General features: G+C 57.7%; 22 protein-coding genes and 2 tRNA genes. 15 read left to right on the forward strand and 9 right to left on the reverse strand.

Translation table 11 applies throughout. The features are described 5' to 3' along the window. Positions 1–143: 143 nt before the first annotated feature. Both QWY83_RS04755 and pyrC read right to left on the reverse strand, forming a co-directional pair. Positions 144–818, reverse strand: a complete 675-nt coding sequence (locus QWY83_RS04755; protein WP_249946370.1) for an orotate phosphoribosyltransferase — start codon at positions 816–818, stop codon at positions 144–146. Between the two features lie 45 nt (positions 819–863). Further along, positions 864–1,916, reverse strand: coding sequence for a dihydroorotase (gene pyrC, locus QWY83_RS04760; protein ID WP_249946369.1), 1,053 nt, complete (start codon positions 1,914–1,916; stop codon positions 864–866). A 136-nt stretch (positions 1,917–2,052) separates the two neighbouring features. On the opposite strand from pyrC, the gene QWY83_RS04765 reads away from it, so the two are divergent. From QWY83_RS04765 to QWY83_RS04780, 4 genes are read left to right on the forward strand one after another with little or no spacing between them, the layout of a single operon-like run. After that, the gene (locus QWY83_RS04765; protein WP_249946368.1) at positions 2,053–2,958 is read left to right on the forward strand and encodes an AAA family ATPase; all 906 of its coding nucleotides are present in this window, start codon (positions 2,053–2,055) and stop codon (positions 2,956–2,958) included. A gap of 9 nt (positions 2,959–2,967) precedes the next feature. Beyond that, positions 2,968–4,227 (forward strand): vWA domain-containing protein, encoded by a 1,260-nt coding sequence (locus QWY83_RS04770; RefSeq protein WP_249946367.1) that lies wholly within the window; start codon positions 2,968–2,970, stop codon positions 4,225–4,227. A 2-nt stretch (positions 4,228–4,229) separates the two neighbouring features. Next, positions 4,230–5,201: an XdhC family protein gene (locus QWY83_RS04775; protein ID WP_249946366.1), complete on the forward strand. Its 972-nt coding sequence runs from the start codon at positions 4,230–4,232 to the stop codon at positions 5,199–5,201. Beyond that, positions 5,198–6,190: a molybdopterin-binding protein gene (locus QWY83_RS04780; RefSeq protein WP_249946365.1), complete on the forward strand. Its 993-nt coding sequence runs from the start codon at positions 5,198–5,200 to the stop codon at positions 6,188–6,190. Before QWY83_RS04775 ends, QWY83_RS04780 begins: the two co-directional genes overlap by 4 nt. A 51-nt stretch (positions 6,191–6,241) precedes the next feature. Here the strand turns inward: QWY83_RS04780 and infC are convergent, their stop codons facing one another. Next, a complete protein-coding gene (gene infC, locus QWY83_RS04785) occupies positions 6,242–6,757 on the reverse strand; it encodes a translation initiation factor IF-3 (RefSeq protein WP_245918055.1) in 516 nt (171 codons plus the stop codon). Between the two features lie 226 nt (positions 6,758–6,983). Between infC and QWY83_RS04790 the strand changes: the two genes are divergently transcribed. From QWY83_RS04790 to QWY83_RS04805, 4 genes are all read left to right on the forward strand, one after another. Further along, on the forward strand, positions 6,984–7,781 hold the full coding sequence (locus QWY83_RS04790) for a translation initiation factor 3 (protein WP_249946364.1): 798 nt from the start codon (positions 6,984–6,986) through the stop codon (positions 7,779–7,781). Between the two features lie 188 nt (positions 7,782–7,969). Continuing rightward, positions 7,970–8,046, forward strand: a tRNA-Asp gene (locus QWY83_RS04795). A 31-nt stretch (positions 8,047–8,077) separates the two neighbouring features. Beyond that, a tRNA-Asp gene (locus QWY83_RS04800) sits at positions 8,078–8,154 on the forward strand. Positions 8,155–8,248: 94 nt separating this feature from the next. After that, positions 8,249–8,470, forward strand: coding sequence for an RND transporter (locus QWY83_RS04805; RefSeq protein ID WP_249946363.1), 222 nt, complete (start codon positions 8,249–8,251; stop codon positions 8,468–8,470). Positions 8,471–8,504: 34 nt separating this feature from the next. Here QWY83_RS04805 and QWY83_RS04810 read toward each other — a convergent pair whose 3' ends face one another. Next, on the reverse strand, positions 8,505–9,245 hold the full coding sequence (locus tag QWY83_RS04810; RefSeq protein WP_249946362.1) for a DsbA family protein: 741 nt from the start codon (positions 9,243–9,245) through the stop codon (positions 8,505–8,507). Between the two features lie 126 nt (positions 9,246–9,371). Here QWY83_RS04810 and QWY83_RS04815 point away from each other — a divergent pair, with 126 nt between their 5' ends. Both QWY83_RS04815 and QWY83_RS04820 read left to right on the forward strand, forming a co-directional pair. Further along, positions 9,372–10,520, forward strand: a complete 1,149-nt coding sequence (locus QWY83_RS04815) for a pyridoxal phosphate-dependent aminotransferase (RefSeq protein ID WP_249946361.1) — start codon at positions 9,372–9,374, stop codon at positions 10,518–10,520. Further along, entirely contained in the window at positions 10,517–11,737 is a 1,221-nt protein-coding gene (locus QWY83_RS04820; RefSeq protein WP_249946360.1) for an N-acetylmuramoyl-L-alanine amidase, read from the forward strand. The genes QWY83_RS04815 and QWY83_RS04820 overlap by 4 nt, the downstream gene beginning before the upstream one ends. On the opposite strand, the gene QWY83_RS04825 is transcribed toward QWY83_RS04820, so the two are convergent. Next, entirely contained in the window at positions 11,724–12,338 is a 615-nt protein-coding gene (locus QWY83_RS04825) for a class I SAM-dependent methyltransferase (RefSeq protein WP_249946359.1), read from the reverse strand. The genes QWY83_RS04820 and QWY83_RS04825 overlap by 14 nt on opposite strands. Positions 12,339–12,491: 153 nt before the next feature. Here QWY83_RS04825 and QWY83_RS04830 point away from each other — a divergent pair, with 153 nt between their 5' ends. The 3 genes from QWY83_RS04830 to QWY83_RS04840 all read left to right on the forward strand — a co-directional run bounded on the left by QWY83_RS04830 (position 12,492) and on the right by QWY83_RS04840 (position 17,108). After that, positions 12,492–15,011: a penicillin-binding protein 1A gene (locus QWY83_RS04830; protein ID WP_249946358.1), complete on the forward strand. Its 2,520-nt coding sequence runs from the start codon at positions 12,492–12,494 to the stop codon at positions 15,009–15,011. Positions 15,012–15,102: 91 nt separating this feature from the next. Beyond that, positions 15,103–16,230 carry a peptide chain release factor 2 gene (gene prfB, locus QWY83_RS04835; protein ID WP_105235341.1) on the forward strand — a complete coding sequence of 376 codons (1,128 nt, stop codon included), beginning with the start codon at positions 15,103–15,105 and terminating at the stop codon, positions 16,228–16,230. A 95-nt stretch (positions 16,231–16,325) separates the two neighbouring features. Next, the gene (locus tag QWY83_RS04840; RefSeq protein ID WP_249946357.1) at positions 16,326–17,108 is read left to right on the forward strand and encodes a DUF2189 domain-containing protein; all 783 of its coding nucleotides are present in this window, start codon (positions 16,326–16,328) and stop codon (positions 17,106–17,108) included. Positions 17,109–17,158: 50 nt separating this feature from the next. Here QWY83_RS04840 and QWY83_RS04845 read toward each other — a convergent pair whose 3' ends face one another. From QWY83_RS04845 to bcp, 4 genes are all read right to left on the reverse strand, one after another. Beyond that, the gene (locus QWY83_RS04845; RefSeq protein WP_067549057.1) at positions 17,159–17,656 is read right to left on the reverse strand and encodes a bactofilin family protein; all 498 of its coding nucleotides are present in this window, start codon (positions 17,654–17,656) and stop codon (positions 17,159–17,161) included. Continuing rightward, complete coding sequence (locus tag QWY83_RS04850; RefSeq protein WP_105236366.1) at positions 17,646–18,944, reverse strand: M23 family metallopeptidase; 1,299 nt, start codon at positions 18,942–18,944, stop codon at positions 17,646–17,648. The genes QWY83_RS04845 and QWY83_RS04850 overlap by 11 nt, the downstream gene beginning before the upstream one ends. Positions 18,945–19,111: 167 nt before the next feature. Further along, positions 19,112–19,951, reverse strand: a complete 840-nt coding sequence (locus QWY83_RS04855) for a ferritin-like domain-containing protein (protein ID WP_249946356.1) — start codon at positions 19,949–19,951, stop codon at positions 19,112–19,114. Between the two features lie 75 nt (positions 19,952–20,026). Then, entirely contained in the window at positions 20,027–20,500 is a 474-nt protein-coding gene (gene bcp, locus QWY83_RS04860) for a thioredoxin-dependent thiol peroxidase (RefSeq protein ID WP_105235337.1), read from the reverse strand. A 94-nt stretch (positions 20,501–20,594) separates the two neighbouring features. Here bcp and QWY83_RS04865 point away from each other — a divergent pair, with 94 nt between their 5' ends. Continuing rightward, entirely contained in the window at positions 20,595–23,873 is a 3,279-nt protein-coding gene (locus tag QWY83_RS04865) for a DUF3971 domain-containing protein (RefSeq protein ID WP_249946355.1), read from the forward strand. 12 nt (positions 23,874–23,885) lie between these two features. Further along, positions 23,886–24,938 carry a tRNA preQ1(34) S-adenosylmethionine ribosyltransferase-isomerase QueA gene (queA, locus tag QWY83_RS04870; RefSeq protein ID WP_249946354.1) on the forward strand — a complete coding sequence of 351 codons (1,053 nt, stop codon included), beginning with the start codon at positions 23,886–23,888 and terminating at the stop codon, positions 24,936–24,938. Positions 24,939–24,950: the final 12 nt, after the last annotated feature.

Genomic DNA, 24,950 nt, shown 5'->3' on the forward strand with positions numbered 1-24,950 from the left:
TTCGGCCGTGAAGGGCAAAATGTATAACCCTGTGGATGGCCTGTGGGTATCCTTGGTGGATACTCTATCTGGTTGGGGCGAAAATAGCGACACCCATATCTGGATAGCAAAAGGGCGGCAGTTTCCTGCCGCCCTCTAAATAATTAGGCGCGTGCCGCAGCCCAGCCCGCTGGATCGCGCAGATACGACTCGACCTCGGAGAGGGTGTTTGCGTCAAACGCACCGCGTTCTTTCGCCACTTCGAGGACGTCCCACCATGTGCAGAGGTGGATCAGTTGAACGCCGTGATCGCCGAGCGTTTTCTCAACACCTTCAAAGATGCCGTAGTAGAAAATGACGGCAGTCGCGGAACAGGTCGCACCTGTGTCACGGATCGCATCAACGAACGACAGTTTAGAGCCGCCGTCAGTAGTCAGGTCTTCAACCAAGAGAACGCGCTGGCCTTCGGTCATCGCACCTTCGATGCGGGCATTGCGGCCATAACCTTTGGGCTTTTTGCGAACGTAGGTCATCGGCAGTGCCAGACGTTCAGCCACCAGCGCTGCAAAGGGGATACCTGCGGTTTCACCGCCAGCAATGTTGTCGAAGGCTTCAAAGCCCGCTTCGCGCATGATCGAAACAGAGAGGAAATCCATCAAAGTCGAACGGATGCGTGGGAAAGAGATCAGCTTGCGGCAGTCGATATAAGTCGGGGCCTTCTTGCCAGAAGCGTGGGTGAACGGCTCTTCTGCGTTAAAGTGGATTGCGCCGATTTCCAGCAGCATTCCAGCGCTGAGTTTCGCCATTTCGGCTTTGGTCGGATAGGAAGAGGGGATCATCGCACGTCCTTATTGGTTTTGTAGGTTTTACCGGAGGTCCGGTTTTTAGGCCTCAACACGCCAGTGTAGCGGGAAGCCGGCATCAAATACGGTGACTGGACCGGCGCCTGTCTCAATGCGGTCCGGATAGGCGACCGGTTCCCCTTTGACGAGGGTAATGGTCTCTTCGTTCACAGGGAGGCCATAGAATTTCGGTCCGTTCTTGGACGCGAAGGCCTCTAGGTTTTTCAGCTTGCCCGCGGCCTCAAACACTTCTGCCAGACAAGACATGGTGTTCGGTGCGGTAAAGCAACCAGCGCAACCACAGGCCTGTAGTTTTGCGGGGTCCGTGTGCGGTGCCGAATCCGTTCCGAGGAAGAACCGTTCATCGCCAGAGGTCGCAGCCTCAACCAGTGCAATGCGGTGTTGTTCACGCTTTGCCACGGGAAGGCAGTAGTAATGCGGTTTGATCCCGCCCGCGAGGATGTGGTTGCGGTTGATAATCAGGTGGTGCGTGGTGATCGTCGCGCCGAGGTTCTTATGGTGGTCCCGGACATAGTCCACCGCGTCTTGGGTGGTGACGTGTTCCATTACGACGCGCAGATCGGGCACTTTCTTGCGGATGGGGTGCAGAACGCGATCAATGAACACAGCTTCGCGGTCGAAAATGTCGATGTCGCTGTCGGTGACTTCGCCATGAACGCAGAGCGGCATACCGATCTCTGCCATCTTTTCGAGCACGGGACGGACCTTATCAAAGTCGCGCACACCCGAGGCGGAGTTGGTCGTCGCACCCGCAGGGTAGAGCTTGACCGAGGTTGCGATGCCAGCGGCATGTGCTGCTGCAACATCCTCTGGATCGGTTTCTTCGGTGAGGTAGAGAACCATCAGAGGCTGGAACGACATGCCCTCAGGCAATGCCGCCATGATCCGCTCGCGGTAGGCTGCGGCCTGCGCACCAGTCACAACAGGAGGCACGAGGTTCGGCATCACAATCGCGCGGCCGAAATGCGCAGCGGTATGCGGGAGAACGCCCTCAAGCATCGCACCGTCACGAAGGTGAAGGTGCCAGTCATCGGGGCGGCGGATGGTCAGGCGGGTGAGGGCTGTATCGGTCATGGGCTGTCTTTACACCTTTGTCCCGCACCGCGCCATAGGGGGATAAAGGCTTTTCGGGCCGAAAAATGCCTCTGCGACCAAGGCATGACTTGACGCCTCGTGTCAGCGGTGCAGCATACCCCAAACGGAGGAAACTATGCAGATCGACAGTATCGACGACGTCCAGACGATTCTGGCCGGTCAGGACTACGTATGCGGCCGCGCCTTAGCGACGGTGGTGTTCTTATCCCTGAAACTCGGCCGTCCGCTCTTTCTCGAAGGTGAGGCAGGCACGGGTAAAACCGAAATCGCTAAAGCGATCGCTGCGTCTCTTGGCCGTAAATTGATCCGTCTTCAATGCTACGAAGGTCTGGACGCGGCCTCTGCGGTGTATGAATGGAACTTTGCCGAACAGATGATCGCGATCCGCACGGCAGAAGCGACAGGCGGGGCCGATCGGTCGGAACTGAAATCCGAACTCTTTACCGAGGAATACCTGATTGAACGTCCGCTCTTGCAAGCGATGCGTCCCCAAGAGGGCGGCGCGCCTGTTCTATTGATCGACGAAATCGACCGCACAGATGAACCGTTCGAGGCGTTTCTACTAGAGGCGCTCTCTGATTTTCAGGTGACGGTGCCCGAACTCGGCACGATTAAAGCCCCCGAACCGCCCATTGTGATCCTGACCTCGAACCGCACGCGCGAGGTTCACGACGCATTGAAGCGGCGCTGCCTCTACCACTGGGTCGATTATCCGACCTTTGATCGAGAGTTGGAAATCCTCAATGCCCGTGCGCCAGAAGCCCAAGAGACCCTGAGCCGTGAGGTCGTCGCCTTTGTTCAAAAGCTGCGCACCGAAGATCTGTTCAAAAAACCCGGCGTGGCAGAGACCATTGATTGGGCGAAATGTTTGCTCGCCTTGGATGTGATCGACCTGTCGCCAGAGGTGATTGCCGATACGCTGGGGGCCATCCTGAAATATCAGGACGACATTGCCCGCATAGAAGGGTCAGAGGCGCAGCGTATCCTCAAAGACGCACGTGCCGAACTCGCTCCGGCGTGATGGTCGTTCATGGCTGAATATATCCCGCTCTCTATCCCCGAAGATGGGAAGCTCGCGCAGAATATCACGCACTTTGCCCGTGCTCTGCGCAAGGCTGGGCTGCCTGTCGGCCCTGGGCGAGTGATTGACGCCATTCGGGCGGTTGAGGCTGCGGGCTTTACGGAAAAGAACGATTTCTACTGGACGCTAGAGGCATGCTTCTGTTCACGCCCCGAACATCGTGTGGTCTTTGGTCAGGTGTTCCGCCTCTATTGGCGTGATCCGCGATACCTCGAACATATGATGTCGATGATGCTGCCCTCTGTGCGTGGCGTTCAAGAAGAACGCAAAGCCAAAGCAGGGGAAAAGCGCGCGGCGGAGGCATTACTGGATGATCAAAATATCCCAATGCCGAAGGAAGAGGACGAAGAGCCGAACGAAGAGGCCTTGATCGACGTTGATGCTTCGAAAACGATTTCGACCGAGGAAAAGCTACAGTCCCTCGATTTTGAGCAGATGAGCACAGAGGAAATGGCAGAGGCGAAGCGCATCCTTGCCCGCATGACATTACCTGTGCGCCCGATTAAATCACGCAGGACCGTCGCGGGCTATGGCGATATCGCCGATTGGCGGGCCACGATGCGGCGGGCCATGCGGCAAGGCGGGGAAATCACCTCTTTTGAGACGCGCAAGAAACGTGAGCGTTATCCGAACCTCGTGGTGATCTGCGATATTTCCGGGTCCATGTCGCAATATTCGCGGGCCGTTTTGCATTTCCTTCACGCCGTATCGAACGCCAAAGGCCAAGGCTGGGCCAAGGTGCATGCATTCACCTTTGGCACGCGCCTCACCAACATCACGCGCCACCTGAAACATCGCGATGTGGATGCGGCATTGGCGGCAGCGGGGTCCGAAGCGCAGGACTGGGAAGGTGGCACGCGGATCGGTGAGTGTATCGACCGTTTCAACCGCGACTGGTCGCGGCGCGTTCTAGGGCAGGGCGCTGTGGTGCTGTTAATCACCGACGGTCTGGACCGCGACCCTGAAGGCGGCTTGGGCAAGGCGATGGAGCGACTGCATTTGTCTTCGCGGCAACTTATTTGGCTCAATCCCTTGCTCCGTTGGGAGGGATTCGCCCCCAAGGCCCGTGGAATTATGGAAATGTTGCCCCATGTTACCAGTTTCCGCGCTGGGCATAACATAGCCTCGCTTCAGGGGCTGGCGGATGCCATCGCGCGCGGCGATGATACTGGGGAAAAGGATCGCCTCATGGCGATGATGGGGAGGTAGCGGTGACCGATAAGACAGACATTCCCGCCTTGGCGCTCGACTGGCATCGGTCTGGCCGTGGCGCTGTATTGGCAACGGTGGTGGAAACTTGGGGCTCCGCGCCGCGTCCAATCGGGTCACAACTGGTCGTTGACCGTGACGGCGCGATGGAAGGCTCTGTCTCGGGCGGGTGTGTCGAAGGCGCGGTGATCACCGAGAGTTTCGACGCGATCGAAGATGGTAAGGCCCGATTGCTGGATTTTGGCGTCAGCGATGACACGGCCTTTGCCGTGGGATTGGCCTGTGGTGGGCGCATTCGTGTACTGGTCGAACCTGTCGGTGGTGAAACGTTACACGAGGACCTCTTGGCCGATCTTGTTGCCCGCCGCGCGCGGCGCGAGGCCGTGGCCTATGTCGCGGATCTGGAAACGGGGGCGCGGCGGCTGGATGGCTTTGCCCAACGTGAAGATCGGTTCCGTGGCGATAAGTCGGGCGTTGAGGAGGACGGCCAGACCTTTATTGCCATCCACAACCCGCCGCTTCGGATGATTGTGGTCGGTGCCGTGCATATCGCCCAACCTCTTGTGCAAATGGCCCGCGCCTGTGGTTATGACCCGATCTTGGTCGATCCGCGTCCTGTTTTTGGCTCCGAAGATCGCTTCCCGAATGAGGTGATTTCCGATGATTGGCCAGATGAGGCGATGGAGAAGATCGGGCTCGACCCGAGGACGGCGGTTGTCACACTGACCCATGATCCGAAGCTAGATGATCCTGCGATCCGTGCAGCGCTGGGCTCTGATGTGTTCTACCTCGGATGTCTCGGGTCCACACGCACCCATGCGAAACGGGTCGAACGGCTAAAGGCGGACGGTTTTACGGACGACCAGATTGCCAGCATCCATGCGCCGGTTGGACTGAATATCGGGGCCAAATCGCCTGCAGAGATTGCGGTCAGCATCATGGCCCAAATCACCGAAAGGCTGCGTAAAGGATGATATTCGGGCCTGTTCCTTTAGCTGACGCCCTCGGCACGATCCTCGCCCATTCCATCGCTTTGCCCAAAGGCAAATTGGCTAAGGGGCGATGGTTAACTGAGGATGACATTGCGCAGCTCGCGGCGCTGGGCATGGACGAAGTGATCGTTGCGCGGCTCGAGGCAGACGATATTCACGAGGACGAGGCAGCAACACGGCTCGCGCAGGCTTTGGTTCCTAACCCAGAGGCGCAAGGACTGCGCCTGTCTAAGGCAACGACGGGTCGTGTGAACCTCATTGCGACGGGCGCGGGTGTCGCTGAGATCAATGTGGATGCCGTGAATGCACTTAACGCGGTTCACCCCATGATCACCCTCGCCACGGTCCCTGCGTGGCATCGATGCGACCCCGATACGATGATCGGGACGGTCAAGATCATTTCCTACGGCGTGCCCGAGGATGCGCTGAACCCGGCGGTCGAAGCCGCCCGTTCCGCGATTCACATCCGTCCGCCACAGTATAAGACGGCGACGCTGATCGAGACCCGCACGACCGACGAAATCCCGTCTGATAAGGGGCGGCGTGCGACTAACGGTCGTCTGTTCCGCCTCAATATGGCGCTGACTGAACGGGTTGTGGTGCCTCATCGGACGGAGGATATTACGGCTGCGATTGCCGAGGCTTCGGGCGATGTTGTGCTGATCCTGACAGCCTCTGCGACCTCTGATCCGATGGATGTTGCGCCCTCGGCTGTGCGGTTGGCTGGTGGCAAGGTGACTCGTTTTGGGATGCCAGTGGATCCGGGAAACCTGCTGTTCCTTGGCAAAGTCGGCAATCGTCCTGTCATTGGGCTTCCTGGGTGTGCGCGATCCCCTGCGCTGAATGGGGCGGACTGGGTGCTCGAACGCGTGATATGTGGCGTACCCATCGGAGATGCCGAAATCTCGGCCATGGGGGTAGGGGGATTGCTCAAGGAAATCCCGACGCGTCCTCGCCCACGCGAAGGCTGAAACGAAAAAAGCCGCCCGAAAAGGCGGCTTTCTCATTCGATTGTCCGAAGCTTACTTCGGAAGCGGCCCGATCATCATGACCATCTGGCGGCCTTCCATTTTCGGCATGTTCTCGATCTTGCCGAATTCGGTGATGTCCGCAGCGATCTGTTCCAGCAGTTGGCGGCCCAAATCTTGGTGCGCCATTTCGCGGCCACGGAATCGCAGGGTCACTTTGACCTTGTCGCCATTGCCAAGGAACTTGAGCACGGAACGCATTTTAACGTCATAGTCGTGCTTGTCTGTACCGGGGCGGAACTTGACCTCTTTGATCTCGATGATCTTCTGCTTCTTGCGCGCTTCAGCCTCTTTCTTCTGCTGTTCATATTTGAACTTGCCGAAGTCCATGATCTTACACACGGGCGGCGTCGCGTTAGGCGATATTTCTACGAGGTCTAAACCAGCCTCTTCCGCCATTTGGAGCGCTTGCGCTGGCGTTACAACGCCGACGTTCTCTCCTTCGGCGCCGATGAGGCGGATTTCGGGGCACCGAATGCGTTCATTGATACGGGGTCCAGTGTCACGCACCGGCGGTGCGTTATGAGGTCTGCGGGCTATGGCCTTAGTCCTTTCGGCGGTTGTAATTTGGCACGCAACCTAGTCTTGGCTGCGATTTTCCGCAACCCGCAAATGCGTTTGCCACAAGGTCGTAGTAATTCAGCGCCACATGTGACTTTAAAGTTGCGTGATGTCGTGCCATTACACGCATGGGGGCCTGAGTTGGGGCCGATCTGTAGTTTGGAAGGACGATATTATGAGAGCGTTTGTTATTATTGTGGTCGCCGCGATTCTCGGCTTTTTCGGTTATGAATTTGCCGCCAACGGTCGGACACCTGTTGAAGCCGTAAAAGGTCTGGTCGGTATTGCTGCCGAAGTTGCTGATGATGCCGCTGGTGCTGCAACGGATGCAGCCGACGCCGCCGCTGAGGCCGCCACTGATGCAGTTGAATCCGCGACCGAGGCTGCAGAAGCTGCGACTGACGCTGCAACTGAAGCCGCAACTGCAGCTACTGAAGCCGCTGAGGCAGCAGCAGAGGCCGCTGCTGCCGCTGTTGAAGAAGCTGCAACCGCCGCGACTGAGGCTGCCGACGCTGCGACGACCGCTGCGACTGAAGCTGTTGATGCCGCTGCGACTGCTGCAACGGATGCGGTAGGAGGCGCGACCGAGGCTGCAACGGCTGCGGCTGATATGGCAACCACCGCCGCAACTGAGGCTGCTGACACCGCAACGACCGCTGCAACTGAGGCTGCGGACGCCGCAACTGAGGCCGTTGATGCAGCGACTGAGACTGCAGTTCAGGCTGCAACTGATGTGACCACGAGCGCAGGTAGCTTGATGGAAACCGCGACAGGTGCACTTGGCGCGCTGGACCCGTCTGCCATTCTCTCGGTCGAGAACTTTGACCCAGCCAAAGTAACCGCCCTGATTGAAGGGTCGTCGCTGTCTGATGGCATTAAGACCCAACTCGTTACTGCGGTTGAGGCTGCCGGTAATAACCCTGAGATGGTTCAAGGCGTGATTGACCAGATCAAGTCGGCGATGGGTCTGTAATTTCAGGCACATTCGGCTCTGGTCGAATTTCGATAACTTCTTGGAAACGGGGCAGTTTTTCTGCCCCGTTTTCGTTTTTTTGGTGGTCTGCGCGAAGAGTTTCATTTTTTTGTCATAGGGCGCTTGACGCGCCCCGACGCACCGCTTAGAAGCCCCACACGTTCGGTGAGATACCGAAAAGAAGATACGCGGTTGTAGCTCAGTTGGTTAGAGTACCGGCCTGTCACGCCGGGGGTCGCGGGTTCGAGCCCCGTCAACCGCGCCACTTCTTTTCAAGACCTCACAGACGCAAGTGCGCGGTTGTAGCTCAGTTGGTTAGAGTACCGGCCTGTCACGCCGGGGGTCGCGGGTTCGAGCCCCGTCAACCGCGCCACTTTCCTCCCTTTTCAGTTTTGAAAACGCAAAATGCCTTTGGCAATTTGTCGTGCTTTAATATATCACGTTTTTAAAATATATTGGAGGACGCGATGGCGTTTCTAGATACCCTGCCTTGGAACCTTGTGATTTTGGCCTGTCTGACGCTGGGCCTCGCGCCGGTTTTCCCTGAACCGCATATCTGGGAAAAGCTAAAGATGTTGGCTGCGGGCGAGTTGGCGAAGCCGATTGATTTCTTTGACTTGATTATGCACGGCGCACCGTTTGTGCTGCTCGTTGCAAAGGGGCTGCGCACAATGATGGCGAGCTCATGAAAAAGGGGGCCGAGGCCCCCTTTGTTGTGTCGTATCAGTTGGCGCGTAACTCTTCGACGATCGACGCCATCTGGTCGAGAGGCACATACCCTCGCACCAATTGGTCATCAAAGACGAACGTCGGTGTGCCGCTGATCTGCAAACGCTGCGCCAGCTCCATGTTTGCCTGCAGCACACGTGCAACCTCTGGTGATGCCATCCGCTCAAAGATTGGCGCCGCATCGAAACCGACGGTCGATGCAAGTTGCGACAGGCTGTCTTGGGTGATGTCACCACGCATATTCATCAGAGTATCGTGGACAAATTTATAAGCGTCATCGCCATGAAGCTGCTGCACGGCAATCGCGAATTGTGACGCGAGGGTCGACTGATCACCAAGGATCGGCAGTTCCTTTACGATAAAGCGGATATTACCGTCGGTTTCCAAAAGCGTCTCAACCTCTGGGAAGGCGCGTTTGCAGTAGCCGCAGCGGTAATCCATGAACTCTACCACAGTAATGTCACCGTCAGGATTGCCGCCAACCCACGAGAAACCATCGTTCTGGATCGCGTCCATATTGGTCTGGGCCATCTGCTGGTCGGCCATCGTTTCCGCTAGTGCCTGACGTTGTTCGAGAACCCCGATGGCTTCCATCAGCACTTCGGGGTTGTCGAGCAGATAGGCGCGGACTTCATCCCGAAACGCGCTGCGTTCGGTGTCGCTCATGGCCTCCAGATCGGTGGCGGCGGCTTGGGTGGCGAGACCCAAGGTCAGGGCGAGGGCGAGGCGTTTCATAGAGTTCTCCGATTTATAGTCCGGCAGAGTTGTGCATATCTGGGCGGTGGTGCCAAGGGTCCGATTGACGCGCGGCCCCTGCAAAGGCAAACAGGGGCAGAGCAGATAGACCATAAGAGGCATGACATGCGTGTTTCAAGACGCGGGGCCGTTGATCCCTTTATCGTGATGGACGTGATGGAATCCGCCCGCAAGGCCGAAGCCTCGGGGCGTCACATAATCCATATGGAGGTTGGGCAACCCGGAACGGGTGCGCCCAAAGCGGCACTGGATCGTTTGGCACGTGATATGGCTGAGGGTCCGCTGGGGTATACGGTGGCCTTGGGGATGCCAGAGTTGCGGGCGCGCATCGCGCAGCATTACGGCGATTGGTATGACCTCGATATGAACCCAGAGCGGATCGTTGTGACCGCTGGGGCGTCTGGCGCGTTCCTGCTGGCGTTCACAGCGCTCTTTGATACGGGCGACCGAGTTGGCCTCGGTGCGCCGTGCTATCCGTCCTATCGTCAGATCCTTCGGTCGTTCGATCTGAACGCGGTTGATATTCCGACCACGCTTCAGGCGCGGTTCCAACCCGTTGCGGCGGACGTCGCGGCATATGACCTCCAAGGTTTGATCGTGGCCTCGCCTGCGAACCCGACAGGCACCATGTTGGGGCAGGGTGAGTTGACCGACCTCGCTGCGGCCTGCGCGGATCGCAATGCGGCGTTCATCTCGGACGAGATTTATCACGGATTGGACTACGGCATTAAACCCGTGACCGCTGCGTCGGTGACCGATGAGGTCTATGTCATCAACTCGTTCAGCAAATATTTCAGCATGACAGGCTGGCGCGTGGGTTGGATGGTTGTGCCCGAAGACCACGTTCGGGTCGTCGAACGCATTGCCCAGAACCAATTCATTTGCCCGAGCCACGCGGCGCAACGGCTCGCGCTTTATGCGATGGATTGCAAAGATGAACTGGACGGCAATGTTGCCAGCTATGCCCGCAATCGTGAGTTGATGATTGAGGGTCTGCCCAAGGCAGGCTTTACCAAGATCGCCCCGCCTGATGGTGCATTCTACGTCTATGCTGATGTGTCTGATTACACCGATGACAGCCTGAGCTTTGCGGCAGAAGTACTTGATAAAGCTGGGGTTGCCGTGACACCCGGTCTGGATTTTGACACGGTAAATGGCAAGCACTGGCTTCGGTTCTCCTATGCTCGCTCAACCCCCGATATCGAAGAAGGGCTCCGCAGGCTCACTAAATTCATGGAGGACCGTCGGTCATGATCCGCATCGTGGGGGCAGCGGTTCTGGCATGTTTGGGCGCGGCGTCGCAGTCACAGGATTTTACAGGTCTGGCGCGGCTGGATGTGACCCATTCGGTGATCGAGGATTCGTGGGGCAAAACGACAGTCGATTTGTTCCTGTCTCAGCCTGTGCCGTGGCGTGTGTTTACGCTCGATGATCCGCGCCGACTGATTTTGGACTTTCGCGAGATTGACTGGCGAGGCGCGGACAAGGCGATCTTGGATCAATCGGACCGCGTGAGCGACCTTCGGTTTGGGGCGCTGCGGCCAGGGTGGTCGCGGATGGTGGTTGATCTGTCCGACGCCATGATCGTGAGCCAAGCAGGGATGACGGTGAATACGGTTGACGGAACGGCGCGTCTGACGGTGAACCTGTCGCCAAGTTCGGACGCGGACTATGCTGCCGCCGCAGGTGCGCCCAGCGATCCGGGTTGGGATATGCTCAACACCGTTGATCCTACTGCGCCGCCAGTCGCTGCGGTCGATGATGGTATCCTGACTGTCGTGATTGACCCCGGTCATGGGGGTATTGATCCCGGTGCCGAACGGGACGGCCTGCGTGAGGCGGACCTCATGCTGCAACTGGCTGTTGAAGTTGCGCAGACGATGAACCGGATGGAGGGGATGCGCGCTGTGCTGACCCGCCAGACGGATGTTTTCGTGCCGCTTGAGGAACGGATTTCCATTGCCCGTAGGTCTGGCGCAGATGTGCTATTGTCGCTTCATGCGGATGCTTTGGACGGGGATGAGATTACCTCGGGCGCATCGGTCTATACCCTTAGCGATCAGGCCCAAGAGGATGCGTCCTTGCGCATGGCAGAACGGCATGACCGTGGGGACCTCTTGGCTGGGTTGGATTTGACGGGCCAAGACGACACGGTCGCGACTGTGCTGATGGACCTCGCCCGCACGGAAACCGCGCCGCAGAGCGATACCTTAGCGGACGCATTGGTTCAGGCGCTGATGGATACGAATGCGCGGGTTAACAATACACCTCGACGCGAGGCGCTCTTGGCCGTTTTGAACGCGGCGGATTTCCCGTCAGCCTTGGTTGAGGTCGGGTTCCTATCGAACCCACACGACCGTGACGCTCTCCGTTCTGCCGAAGGGCGGGCACGGGTTGTTGCAGGCATCGTTCTCGCCGTTCAACGCTGGGCCAATTCCGAAGCTGCGAAAGACGCGCTTAGACGCCAGTAAACCGAGCCAGCCAAACCGTCCGATCGCCGCAGTCGGGGTCTTCGGCCTTGTGCGCGACGACGGTAAAGCCTGCTGCCTCTAGTTCGTGGCGATAACCCGCCTCGGACAGAGAGGCGTGATAGATCGGTGTGCCTTCGACCGACCCGATGGAGACGCCTTCATCAGGGCCGCTGGTGAACATCAGCGCAGCGTTGTCGGCGGCATGGGCTGAAAAGACGGCGAACATAGCGCGTTGATCTGCGGGTGAGAGGTGGAAGAAACTATCCCACGCGAGGATCGCATCATATTTCTCACCCAGATCAAGGCCACGCATATCGGCGCGAATAGAACGGGCGTTGGGCACGTTGGTTTGGAACAGGGCAATCATGCTCTCGGCCCCGTCAACGCCAGTTACAGCGATGCCACGATCAATGAGGTATTCCGCGATAGGACGCCCCGATCCGCATCCCAAGTCCAAGACACGGCGTTTCCCGCGATCATGGGGCGCAACCGCAATCATGCGGTCCAACCAGCGGCGTTCTGTCAAACGGCGGTCGCGGGACGTGGCCCAAGCAGGGCCGACTCGGTCGTAGGTGGCAAGGATGCTTTCTGGAGTGCTCATGGCGCTGATTTGGTCCGTGGATGGCCAAGGGGCAATCCCCACCGTTCAAACCTATGCGAAAGCGGCGTTTTCATGCCGAAAGTGGTGCTTGCGGTTTTGACCTGACCCGCGACCCGCCCTATAAGCGGCGCACCAACCAAAGGGGTCAAACGCGTGCTGCGATTTATCATGTCGTTCTTCGGGGCTATCTTTACGATGGTCACGCTTGGTCTTGTGATGTTCGCGCTGATGCTCGGCGCGATTTTCACATTCTATGGCCGCGATTTGCCGTCCTATGAAACACTGTCGCAATACACGCCGAAAACGATCAGCCGTGTCTATTCTGGCGAAGGTCAGATTATCGACGAATTCGCTGTAGAACGCCGTCTGTTTACCCCCTTTGATGAGATCCCGCCGCTGGTTCAGTACGCCTTTGTTTCGGCAGAAGATCAGAACTTCTTCACTCACCCTGGTTATGACATCCGCGGTATCGCGGCCGCTGCCGTTGAGGCGATCAAATCCCGTGGCGGTGAGGTGCGTGGCGCGTCGACGATCACCCAGCAGGTGATGAAGAACTTCCTCTTGTCCTCCGACCGCACGGCAGAGCGTAAAATCCGCGAACTGATCCTCGCAACGCGGATTGAGCGGGTGATGGACAAGAGCCGCATCCTCGAACTCTATCTGAACGAAATCTTCCTTGGTCAGAACTCGTATGGGGTCGCGGCTGCAGCACAGACCTATTTCAATAAACCGCTGGCGGACCTGTCTCCGGGTGAGGCGGCGTATCTTGCTGCTCTGGCACAGCGTCCGGGTAACTTGCACCCTGTGCGCCAATACGACGATGCGGTTGCACGTCGGAACTACGTTCTGCGTCGCTTGGCTGAGGATGGGTATATTACTCAGACCGTTGCAGAGGCCGAACAGGCGCTGCCCCTGCGCACTGTGCAGTCGGGCGATTACGAAAGCTTCCGTTCGCAACTTCCGCCGCGCAACTACTTTACCGATGAAATTCGTCGTCAGCTAAGCCGCAACTTCGGTGAGGACGAGTTCTTTTCGGGTGGCCTGTCGATCCGCGCGACCGTTGATCCCGACCTCCAGTCCGTTGCAGAGCAATCGCTCCAGCGGGCGTTGGAAGAATACGACCGCAATCTAGGTATCTGGAATGGCACAGGGAAAACTGTGCCCACCGATGCACTGGGGAGCGAAGACAGTTGGCGTGCTGCACTGGCCGATGTCACTGTCCCGCGCGATATCGAACTGGTGAGCCATTGGTATCCCGCTGTGGTTCTGGGCATTGAGGACCAACAATTGCGCATCGGGATCGAAGGCGTTCCGGCGTCCGACGCTGAACCGCAGGTGGTGCCGCGATCTGACATTGATTGGATTCGCGGCAATTTCTTTGACAATTTCGAAGTTGGTGACGTGGTGCATGTCCGCCGCATGACCGCTGACGCCGATGGATCGTTCATCCGCTGGACCCTTCGGCAGGTGCCCAAGGTACAGGGTGCCTTCATGGCGATGGACGTTAACACGGGCCGAGTTTTGTCGATGCAGGGCGGGTTCAGCTACCAGTCCACCGAATTGAACCGCGCGACCCAAGCCCGTCGCCAACCTGGTTCGGCCTTTAAACCCTTCGTCTATGCGGCAGCTCTCGACAGTGGCTATACGCCTGCAACCATCGTCGTCGACGCTCCGATCGAGATCAACACACCCCAAGGCCTCTGGCGTCCGCAGAACTCTTCGAACCAATTCTATGGTCCGACGCCGCTCCGCACCGGGATCGAACAATCGCGTAACCTTATGACCATTCGTCTGGCCCAAGAGGTCGGGATGGATGTGGTTGCGGAATATGCCGAACGTTTCGGCGTGTATGAGAACATGAACCAATATCTTTCGGCTTCACTCGGGTCCGAAGAAACGACGCTGTTTAAACTCGTCGCAGCCTATTCAATGTTTGCGAACGGTGGGGAGCGGGTTGAGCCGACGCTCGTCGACCGCGTTCAGGACCGTTTTGGTAACACCGTCTACCGTCACGATGCGCGCACCTGCCTCGATTGCGGTGAGGCGTCATTGCCGTCAGGGCAGGGGCCGACGATCCTGTCGAACCGTGATCGTATCATGAACGCTGTGACGGCGTATCAGCTGACCTCTATGATGGAAGGCGTGGTTAAGCGCGGCACCGCATCGAGTGTTATCAACCTGCCTGTGCCGATCGCCGGTAAAACAGGGACGACCAACGACGCCAAAGACGTTTGGTTCGTCGGCTTCTCCTCCAACATCGCGGCAGGCTGTTACATTGGTTACGACAATCCGACCCCGCTGGGCCGTGGCGCATATGGTGGTTCGATCTGTGGTCCTGTGTTCCAACGCTTTATGGAACAAGCAATCCAAGAGTTCGGTGGTGGTCGGTTTAAGGTGCCCGAGGACTGTCAGTTCATCAACATCGACCGTTTTACGGGCGCCCGTTTGCCGGAAGGTTCCGAAGGCCCGAACGTCATCGCAGAGTGTTTCCGTGTTGGTGAAGAGCCGATCTTTGGTGTGATGTTCGACGGTGGCTTTGCAATGTCAGCTGATCTTCCGCTCTTTGAAGAGGTGCAGCAGCAGACCCGCGACGTCACGACATCGGACGGTAACACCGCGACCGTTGGCCCGAATGCGTCCTTTGGGACCTTGTCGTCGGGCGGACTTTACTGACACCGACTTGCCCGTGCCGCTGGCAGGGGCTATGACGCGACCTAATCCGTCGGGGCCTGTCGCCCTGACCCTAAGACAGACGAGTTGACCCATGCGCGCCGAAACGCAGAACATTGTGAACGCCATCGAGAAATCGATCGACCTTCTTGCTCAGCGGATGGACTGGGAAACTGCGGAATACCGTTTGGAAGAATTCAACGCCCGCGTTGAAGACCCGACCCTTTGGGACGATCCAGAAGGTGCGCAGAAACTGATGCGTGAACGTCAGATGTTGGTGGATCAGATTGCGGGGCTGCGCGCGATCAAACAGGATCTTTCGGATAACCTCGAACTCATCGAGCTTGGCGAAATGGAAGATGACGCCGATGTCGTGAAAGAAGCTGAGGAAGCACTGAAAGACTTGAAAGTGCGCGCCGCTGAGAAAGAGCTCGAAGCGCTCTTGGACGGTGAGGCGGACGGCAACGATACCTTCCTCGAGATTAACTCTGGCGCGGGCGGCACGGAATCCTGTGACTGGGCATCGATCCTTGCGCGTATGTATGTCCGTTGGGCGGAAAAGAAGGGCTATAAGGTCGAACTTCAGTCCGAAAGCCCGGGCGAAGAAGCTGGTATTAAATCGGCGGCCTACAAAATCAGCGGCCCGAATGCTTATGGCTGGCTGAAATCGGAATCGGGCGTGCACCGTCTGGTTCGTATTTCGCCCTACGATTCCGCTGCGCGTCGTCACACCTCGTTCTCATCCGTTTGGGTTTACCCTGTTGTAGACGACAACATCGAAATCGAGGTCAAACCGAATGACATCCGTATCGACACTTACCGTTCGTCAGGTGCGGGTGGTCAGCACGTGAACACGACCGACTCTGCGGTGCGTATCACCCACTTGCCTACGGGCATCGTGACGACCTCCTCGGAAAAGTCGCAGCACCAGAACCGTGATATCGCGATGAAAGCGCTGAAATCCCGTCTGTATCAGATGGAACTAGATCGCCGTAACGCCGACATCAACGCCGCACACGAAGCCAAAGGTGATGCGGGGTGGGGTAACCAAATCCGGTCTTACGTCCTGCAGCCTTATCAGATGGTCAAAGACCTTCGCACTGGCTATGAAACCTCTGATACACAAGGCGTGCTCGACGGTGCGCTGGATGGTCTGATGGCGGCAACGCTTGCGCATGGTGCATCGGGCAAATCCCGCGCAGAGGCCAATGCCGACGACTAAGGGCTATACCCTTAATTCCATATCATAAATACTACTTTGCGACTTGCGTCTCACCCCTTAGCCTTTGCAATAAGGTCAAGGGGAGAGGACCATTAATGACGCAAACTGTAGACACACCGCCTCCATCACAGATCCCGTTGATCGGGACCTTGGGCATGGCTGATATTTTTGCGGCACTCAAAGCGGGGATTTATGATTTCCGCCGCGCACCGCAGTTCGGCCTGTTTTTTTCGGCGGTCTATGTGGTGATCGGGTTCGGCCTGATTACACTGGGGGCAGGGCACGTGAGCTGGGTTCTGGCGACCTCGCTTGGCTTTCCTCTGGCAGCACCTTTTGCTGCGGTCGGCCTGTATGAAGTGTCTCGGCGTCTGGAAAACGGGCAGCCGTTGGTTTGGAAGGACGTGCTCGGCGTGGTCTGGCAGGAACGTACCCGTCAAATCCCGTGGATGGGCGCGATCATCGTGATCTACTTCCTGTTCTGGACTTTTCTCGCCCATATGCTCTTTGCGCTGACGATGGGGCTGTCGGCGATGCGCAACGTGATGACGAGCTTTGATGTGTTTCTGACGGCTGAAGGTCTGCGGATGATTGGGCTTGAACTGGTGGTCGGTGCGGTTCTCGCGTTTTTGCTCTTTGCGATGACCGTCGTTAGCCTGCCGCTCCTCCTCGAAAAAGAGATCGATTTCATCACGGCCATGCTGTTGTCGATTCGGACCGTTGCGTCGAACCTCTTTGTGATGCTGGTCTGGGCTGCGATGATCGCGATCCTGAGTCTAATCGCGCTCGCCCCTGCGTTTCTGGGGCTTATGGTGGTTCTACCCGTGTTGGGTCACGCCACATGGCATCTCTATCGGCGGGTCCTGTATGATCCCGTCTAGACGCAAAAGGGCGCCCGAGGGCGCCCTTTGTCATTCCATGTAATGACTGATTATTCAGCGTCTTTGGCAGCCGGAGCAGCCGGCATTTTCGGCTTAGCAGCACCGCTGGTCGACAGTGGGTCGTCTTGACGCTGAACCGAGCCTTCAAAGTGAGCGCCAGATTCAATTGCGATGGTCTTGTGAATGATGTCGCCTTCGACGCGTGCCGACGATGTCAGGCGCACTTTGAGGCCACGAACACGACCGATCACGCGGCCGTTGATAACTACGTCGTCAGCAACAACTTCACCACGGATGGTTGCGGTTTCGCCAACGGTCAGAAGGTGCGCACGGATATCGCCGTCAACCTGACCTTCGACTTGGATGTCGCCAGTGGTTTTCAGGTTGCCCTTAACATGCAGGTCAGACGACAGAATCGAAGCCGGTGCTTTGGGCTTGGAAACAGGCATGTCCATCTTTGGCGCAGAAGCCGGCGCAGGCACCGAAGTTTGTGCTGCGGTTTCGGTCGCTTTCGGACCCGGTTCGTTGATTTTGCTCTTAGAAAACATCTTGTCCAGCTCTTATGTAGATCATCGGATTGATTGCTTCGCCGCCGACGCGAACCTCGTAGTGCAGGTGAGGTCCGGTTGAACGTCCGGAGTTCCCCATATCACCAATACGGTCCCCGCGCGAGACTCTTTGACCTTCTTGGACGCGGATCGCGTTCAAGTGACCGTAACGTGTCTCGATACCGAACTCATGTTGGATTTTAACTAGGCGCCCGTAACCCGACGACCAACCCGCATGAGTGATCACACCGTCAGCGGTTGCGTAGATCGGAGTGCCAACAGGACCAGCAAAATCAGTGCCATAGTGCATACGGCCCCAGCGCATCCCGTAGCCCGAGGTAAAGCGGAAGTTATCCCGCACCGGCATAGAGAACGGCGCACGCTCTGCGGCAATACGATAGAGGTTGATGCGGTCCATCGACGACAGCAGTTCGTTTGCACGCGCCGTGTCAGGGTCCGCTTCGCCGCCATTGGTCGAGAATTGCAGCGGGGTGAGCGGGCCACCTGTGCCTGAATACCCGCGACGTACTTGATCGAGCAGCGTATCGGTGTTCAGGCCAGCGGCACGGAACATATTGTCCAGTGGCTCAACAGACACCAGCATCGCTTCTTCAAGTTGGCGGAAAATCTCGTCGTTGCGCTCTTCCATGAGGCGCAGGTCCAGTTCCAACTCAGCGGCACGGTCGATTGCGCTCTGTGCGTCCGCTTCAATCTGGTCACGCTCAGCCGCGGTGTCAGCCAATGCCGATGCCAGAAGGTCGAGCGCTTCGTTCGAGACGCCACCCGTTGCGCCAGCGACCGAAGTGCCGTTTTGAACAGCCGCTTCCAGTGCGGCGATACGCTGCGACAGGTCCTGACGCTGGTTCATGGTGCGGCGCAGGGTGGATTGGATCACCTCAATGCCTGTTTCCAATTCGCGGCGGCGGTCCTCAGAGCTCAACAGCTCTGTCTGCATCACCGAAATCTGCGCGAGGGCAGAGCTAAACCGTGCTTGTGCTGCTGCGGCCTCTTCGGCGCGGCGGTCGCGTTCGGTCACAAGTGCCTGCAGGCGGGTTTCGTATTCGATCTGATCGCGACGAGCCTGATCGCGGAAGTTCCCCGCGCCAATGCTGTCCATCATTACGATTGCAGTAGCGATAATCGTCCAAGCGAGCACCATTGCGCCAGCGGTCCAAACGAAAAGCTGCATCTCTGAGCGAAGGCGGATGAACCGCGTTTCGGTGTCAGAGCGTAAAAACAGCCGCCGTTCTGGAAAACGCTTTTCAAGCGCTGCGTGCAATCTGGCCATCATTCGAGAGCGCAAGATCGTCGTCCTTGTTCTGTCCCAACCCATACAGACAGGGTCCCAACCTATCCATGCGGACGGTGTTAGCGGGCAGGGGATAGTGGCGCAACGCTTTTACGCAATTTTGCACAAATTGACGCGGTAACATGGGGTTGTGCGCGGTTTTTTGCCTAAATTCCCGATGCGCGAGCGGTGCGATCGGGTGTTTCGTCGGCAAGTGGCCAATAGAAGTCGGGCGGCAGTCCAGCCTCGGCCCGTTTTTCTTCGTTGAACGGGGGCTTCAGGGCGCCGTGAAAATATCGCTGAACCAAGGCGTGGAACGCAACCTTTGGGTCGAGGTCGTGACGACCGCAAAGGAAGTGAAACCACTTTGATCCATAGGCCACGTGATGGACTTCTTCGGCGTAGATAATGTTTAACGCCTCAACGGTCGCGTGGTCTTTGGCCTGTTTGAACAGTCCTATCATGCCGGGGGTCACATCCAAACCACGCGCCTCAAGCACCATTGGAACGACCGCCAACCGCCCCATCAGGTCGTCAGCCGTTTCTTCGGCGGATTGCCACATGCCAGCGTGCGCAGGACAGGCACCGTAGTAGCTACCTTCTGCGTGAAGGCGGTCGCAGATCAGATTGAAATGTTTGGATTCTTCGTCCGCGGACTTTACCCAGTCGTCATAGAAACCAATCGGCATTTTGGTATCGGTGAACCGCGCGATGATGTCCCAATGCAGGTCAACGGCGTTCAGTTCGATGTGGGCCACCGCATGAAGCATCGCGATACGACCTTCGGGCGAACCAGGTTTACGGCGCGGCACGTCGCGTGGATCCAGCAGGTCAGGCTTTTCGGGGCGAGCGGGCCGCAGGGGCGGAGAGGCCGTGCCAATCTCGGGCGTTAGACCCTTTGCGCGGGCCTCAAACCACTCCGCAGCATAGCGGCGCGACAGTGCCGTTTTTTCATTACCATCTGCTGTGGTCAGAACGTCGCAAGCCATCTGCGCAAGTGGTTTCATCGGTCACCTTGTCTCTCAATTATGGGGCAGAGGTGCCTTCCTCTGCCCAAGAGGTCAAGGGCAGAGGTCGCTCTGTCAGAGCGCCTTAACAGCCTCGAGGACTTCTTCGACGTGGCCCGCAACTTTAACCTTGTTCCAGACGCGCGCAATTTTGCCATCCGCACCGATTAGGAACGTTGCGCGTTCGATGCCCATGTAGGTCTTGCCATACATGTTCTTTTCAACCCAGACGCCGTAGCGTTCGCACACATCGCCTTCTGCATCGGACAGGAGCGCGATTTTCAGCCCGTGTTTGGCGCTGAACTTTTCATGTTTTGCGACAGTGTCTTTGGAGACGCCAAGGATAACTGCGCCAGCAGCGTCAAAGGCATCGACCATCTCGGTAAAGCCGATGGCTTCTTTTGTGCAACCGGGCGTGTCATCCTTGGGATAGAAATAGAGGACAACGGGTTTTCCGTGAAAGTCTGACAGGCTGACGCTATTGCCGCCATCGCGGGGCAAGGTTACGTCAGGGGCAATATCACCGATGTCGGGGCGCGATTGGCTCATTTTATCCTCCGATTGGTTTTGAAAAGCGCTGCAGCGCGTGGCAATCTGTGTTCTAGAGCAGAACACCACAAATAAAAGGGGCCATCGGCCAAGGATGTCTGAGGCAGGGGAAAACACGTCCACCAAACCAAAGGTGAAGCCGGTTTGGCGCTCTGTCGTGCGCGGGCTTGCGATCCTTTTGGCGGTGCCAGTGGTCTTTGCCATCGTGGCTGGCGTCCTGCTGATCGACCGTGATGTTCGTGCGCCTCTCTGGTTGCAGGCGCGGCTAGAGGCCAGCGCGACGCAGATGCTCAACGGTGGGTCGCTGGAGTTCGGCGAAATTCGTTTGAACATTGGGCGCGACCTCCACTTGCGTGCGCGGCTGTCCAATGCGGTATTGCGTGATGCGGACGATGTGACGCTCGCACGTTTGCCTGCCGTTGATGCGCTGATTTCCCCGCGAGGTTTGCTGTTTCGCCGTGAAGTCCTCGTCCAAGAAGTGATTGTTTCAGGCGCACAGGTCGGGTTCCTGCGGGCTGCAGATGGTTCCGTCGCCCTGTCGTTCGAGACAAATGGCGCGGCCGTCGGACAGGCGGACAACTTTGTCGAATTGCTGGATGATATTGACGCTGTTCTTGCGGGGCCTGCTCTCGAAGCGCTGGAACTGGTGCGGGCAGAGGGATTGATCGTCAACTATTCAGATGCCCGCGCAAACCAAAGCTGGACGGTCGATGGCGGCGTTGTGACCTTGGATCTAACCAGTGGCGTGACCTCGTTGCGGGGTGCGTTCTCGCTTTTGTCGGGGCGTCCTTTTGTAACGGATGTTTCGCTATTCTTTGACAGTCCGAACAATCGCCGTGCGGCCAGCATGGGGTTTACGGTCCGGAATGGTATCGCCCGCGACCTTGCCGTGCAGACGCCAGCCTTGGGATGGTTGTCGGTGCTTGATGCACCTGTGAGCGCCTCTCTTCGGGCCAGCATTGATGATGAAGGTGGGTTGGGGCCAGTCTATGCCTCGCTCGAACTCACCGACGGTTTGATCCAGCCAACACCCGAAGCCCGTCCGATCCCGTTGCGCTATGCGCGGGCGTATTTGTCGTATTTGCCGCTACAGGGTCGGGTGTCGTTTGATCGTGCGGAACTGGATACAGAGTGGGGCACCATGTCCGCCTCTGGCCAAGCGTTCTTGCGCAATTGGAACGAAGGGGGATGGCCAGAGTCGTTCGAAGGCCAGTTCAGCCTGCGCGATATCGCCCTGAACCCAGATGGCATGTTTGACGAGCCGCAAACGATTGACGCGGCCTCTGCGGTGATGCGGATGACGCTTTCGCCATTTGCCATCGATATCGGGTCTGTCGACCTGCGCCTGTCGGATCAAGACATTCATGCCCGTGGCCGTATCACAGCGGACTCCAAAGGCTGGGGCGTGGCGGTTGATGCCTCGGCGGCGGCGCTTAATATCCCTGATTTCATGCCACTTTGGCCTGAGCAAGTTAAACCAGACACCCGTCGTTGGTTTGCGGAAAACCTCACGGACGGCTGGATACGTGATGCGACTGTCGGTTTGCGGGTAGAGGCCGACCAGCCGCCTGTCGTCGCAACGACGGCGAGCTTTGATAGCGCCCGTTTCAGGCCGACACCGAAACTCCCCTATATTGACGATGCTGCGGGCTTTGTCTCGATCGCGGATAATCGTTTGGCGATCATGCTCGATCAAGGGACCACGACACCGCCGCAAGGAGGATCGATAGATCTGTCGGGCACAGTGATGCAAATCGATGACGTGCGGATCAAAGGTAACGACGGCCACTTCACGATCCGTACTGATAGCACGCTGACCGCTGCGCTGTCATTCTTGGACCAGCCGCCGTTTGAATTTTTGACCAAAGCGGGTCAGCCCGTGACTTTGGCCGATGCGCGCGCGGTTGGTGTGACAGAGCTTGTCGTGCCGCTGATCAATCCAATGCCACCGAACAGCCTACGGTTTCAGTCCGACTACACATTGCGGAACCTGCGCTCGGATACGCTGGTCCCGGGGCAGCGGCTCATGGCGGCTCAGGCCAATGTCGATGTGAACAACGCGGGCATCACAGTGTCGGGCAACGCGCAGGTCGGACAGGTGCCTCTGACCGTGGAATGGAGCCAAGCGTTAGGACGTGATGCGCCAAAGGCCAGCACTGTGATCGGTCAGGTCGAAGTTTCGCCGACATTCTTGTCTCAGTTCAACATCAACCTCCCCGCAAATACGGTGCGCGGTTCTACAATGGCCGATCTTCGGATCGACTTGGAACGGGATACTCCGCCTGCGTTTTCGCTATCCTCGCAGATGGTCGGGGCGGAAGTATCATTGCCCTCTGTCGGTTGGGTGAAGCCTGCAGGTCAATCGGGCGAGTTTTCAATATCGGGCCGACTGTCCAATCCGCCGCAGATCGACGCGCTGCGTATTCGTGGGAATGGCTTTAGTGCGGATGGAGCACTGACGCTGAATGCAGATGGCACGATGGAACGGGCCGATTTTGGCGAGGTCACAATCGGGAACTGGTTTGACGGGGCGGTGGAGCTTATCGGACGCGGTGCAGGTCGTGCGCCAGATACCCAAGTCACCAATGGTCGTTTTGATTTACGAGGTGCGAAGACCTCTGGCGGGGCAAACGCGGGGGCGCTCATGGCTCAATTGGATCGTTTGACGATCAGCGATGGCATTTACCTGAGCAACTTCCGCGGCGAATTCTCGGACGAGGGTGGGTTCCATGGGAATTTTACGGGCACCCTGAATGACATCGCGCCTGTGCGGGGACGGTTAGAGACGACGGCGAATGGCCCTGCTGTGCGGATTTTGGCGGACAATGGCGGCGTCGTTGCGCAGGCTATGGGGTTGCTCGACAATGCCAACGGCGACGCGCTCGAGATGATCCTGACCCCAACGGGCGCAGAGGGCACCTATGACGGTGTTCTAACGATTAAGAACCTTCAGGTGCGTCAGGCGCCGACGCTCGCTGCCTTGCTTGATGCGATCAGCGTTGTTGGTCTGTTGCAGCAGATGAACGGGCAGGGGCTCACCTTTGCCGATGTGGATGCGACGTTCAGACTGACGCCTGATCAGATCATCGTCACGGAATCGAGCGCGGTTGGCCCAGGTTTGGGAATTTCGCTCGATGGCACTTATTACATTGCTCGTACCGAGATGGATTTTCAGGGTGTGATTTCCCCTGTTTACCTTCTCAACGGCATAGGTTCGGTGCTGACCCGACCGGGTGAGGGTCTCTTTGGCTTCAATTATACGCTGCGGGGGACTAAAGGGGCGCAACGGATTTCGGTGAATCCACTGTCAGCCCTAACACCGGGGATGTTCCGCAATATATTCCGTCGACCACCGCCCCAAGTGAGCCAATAGGACCTACGCACTGTGAAGCTAAGCGATTTTGATTTTGACCTGCCCGAAAGCCTGATTGCCACGCGCCCTGCAAAGCCTCGGTCGTCTGCACGGCTGTTGGTGGCTAAGGGACGCGAGATCAGCGATCTACGTGTGACCGACCTCGTCGACCTTTTAAAGGCAGGCGACCGTTTGGTGCTAAACGATACCCGCGTGATCCCTGCGCGGCTCTCTGGCCTGCGGCACCGCGACAGTGCCCAAGGCCCAGTGTCTGCACAGGTCGAAGTGACCCTGCTCGAGCCAAAGGCTGACGGAACATGGGGCGCGTTAATCAAACCGCTGAAAAAGGTTAAAGATGGCGAAGAGATTGTGTTCTCTGACCGCCTGACGGCCACAGTTGTCGATCGCGAGGATGGACAAGCGCGTGTTCGGTTCAATCTCACGGGCGATGATTTCGACGATGCCTTGGCCAATGCAGGCGCGATGCCATTGCCGCCCTATATCGCCGCACTTCGGGCACCTGACGATCAGGACAAAGAAGACTACCAAACCGTCTGGGCGCGGAATACTGGCGCGGTCGCTGCCCCAACGGCGTCGTTGCATTTTGACGACGGGCTTTTGGAGCAGCTGAGGGCCAAAGGGGTCGAGTTTACCTATGTGACCCTACACGTCGGGGCAGGGACCTTCCTCCCCGTCAAAGTCGATGACATTCGCGACCATAAGATGCATGCAGAGCGCGGGATCGTGACGGCGCAAGCAGCCGAAGAGATCAACGCGACCAAAGCTGCGGGCGGACGGGTTATTCCCGTGGGCACCACCGCGCTTCGACTGATTGAGAGCGCCGCGACGGACGATGGTATTGCAGCGTGGGATGGGGCGACGGATATCTTTATCACGCCCGGTTTCAAATTCCGCATCGCTGACGCGCTGATGACAAATTTCCATTTGCCGAAATCGACGCTGATGATGCTGGTCTCTGCGCTGATCGGTGTTGATGAAATCCGTGCCATTTATGATCACGCGATTTCGAACGGGTATCGGTTCTTTAGCTATGGCGATGCTTCGCTTTTGATCCCCGACGCATAAAGTCACCCATCG

It is taken from the genome of Marivivens donghaensis (genome assembly GCF_030410045.1).
GTDB lineage: Bacteria > Pseudomonadota > Alphaproteobacteria > Rhodobacterales > Rhodobacteraceae > Marivivens > Marivivens donghaensis.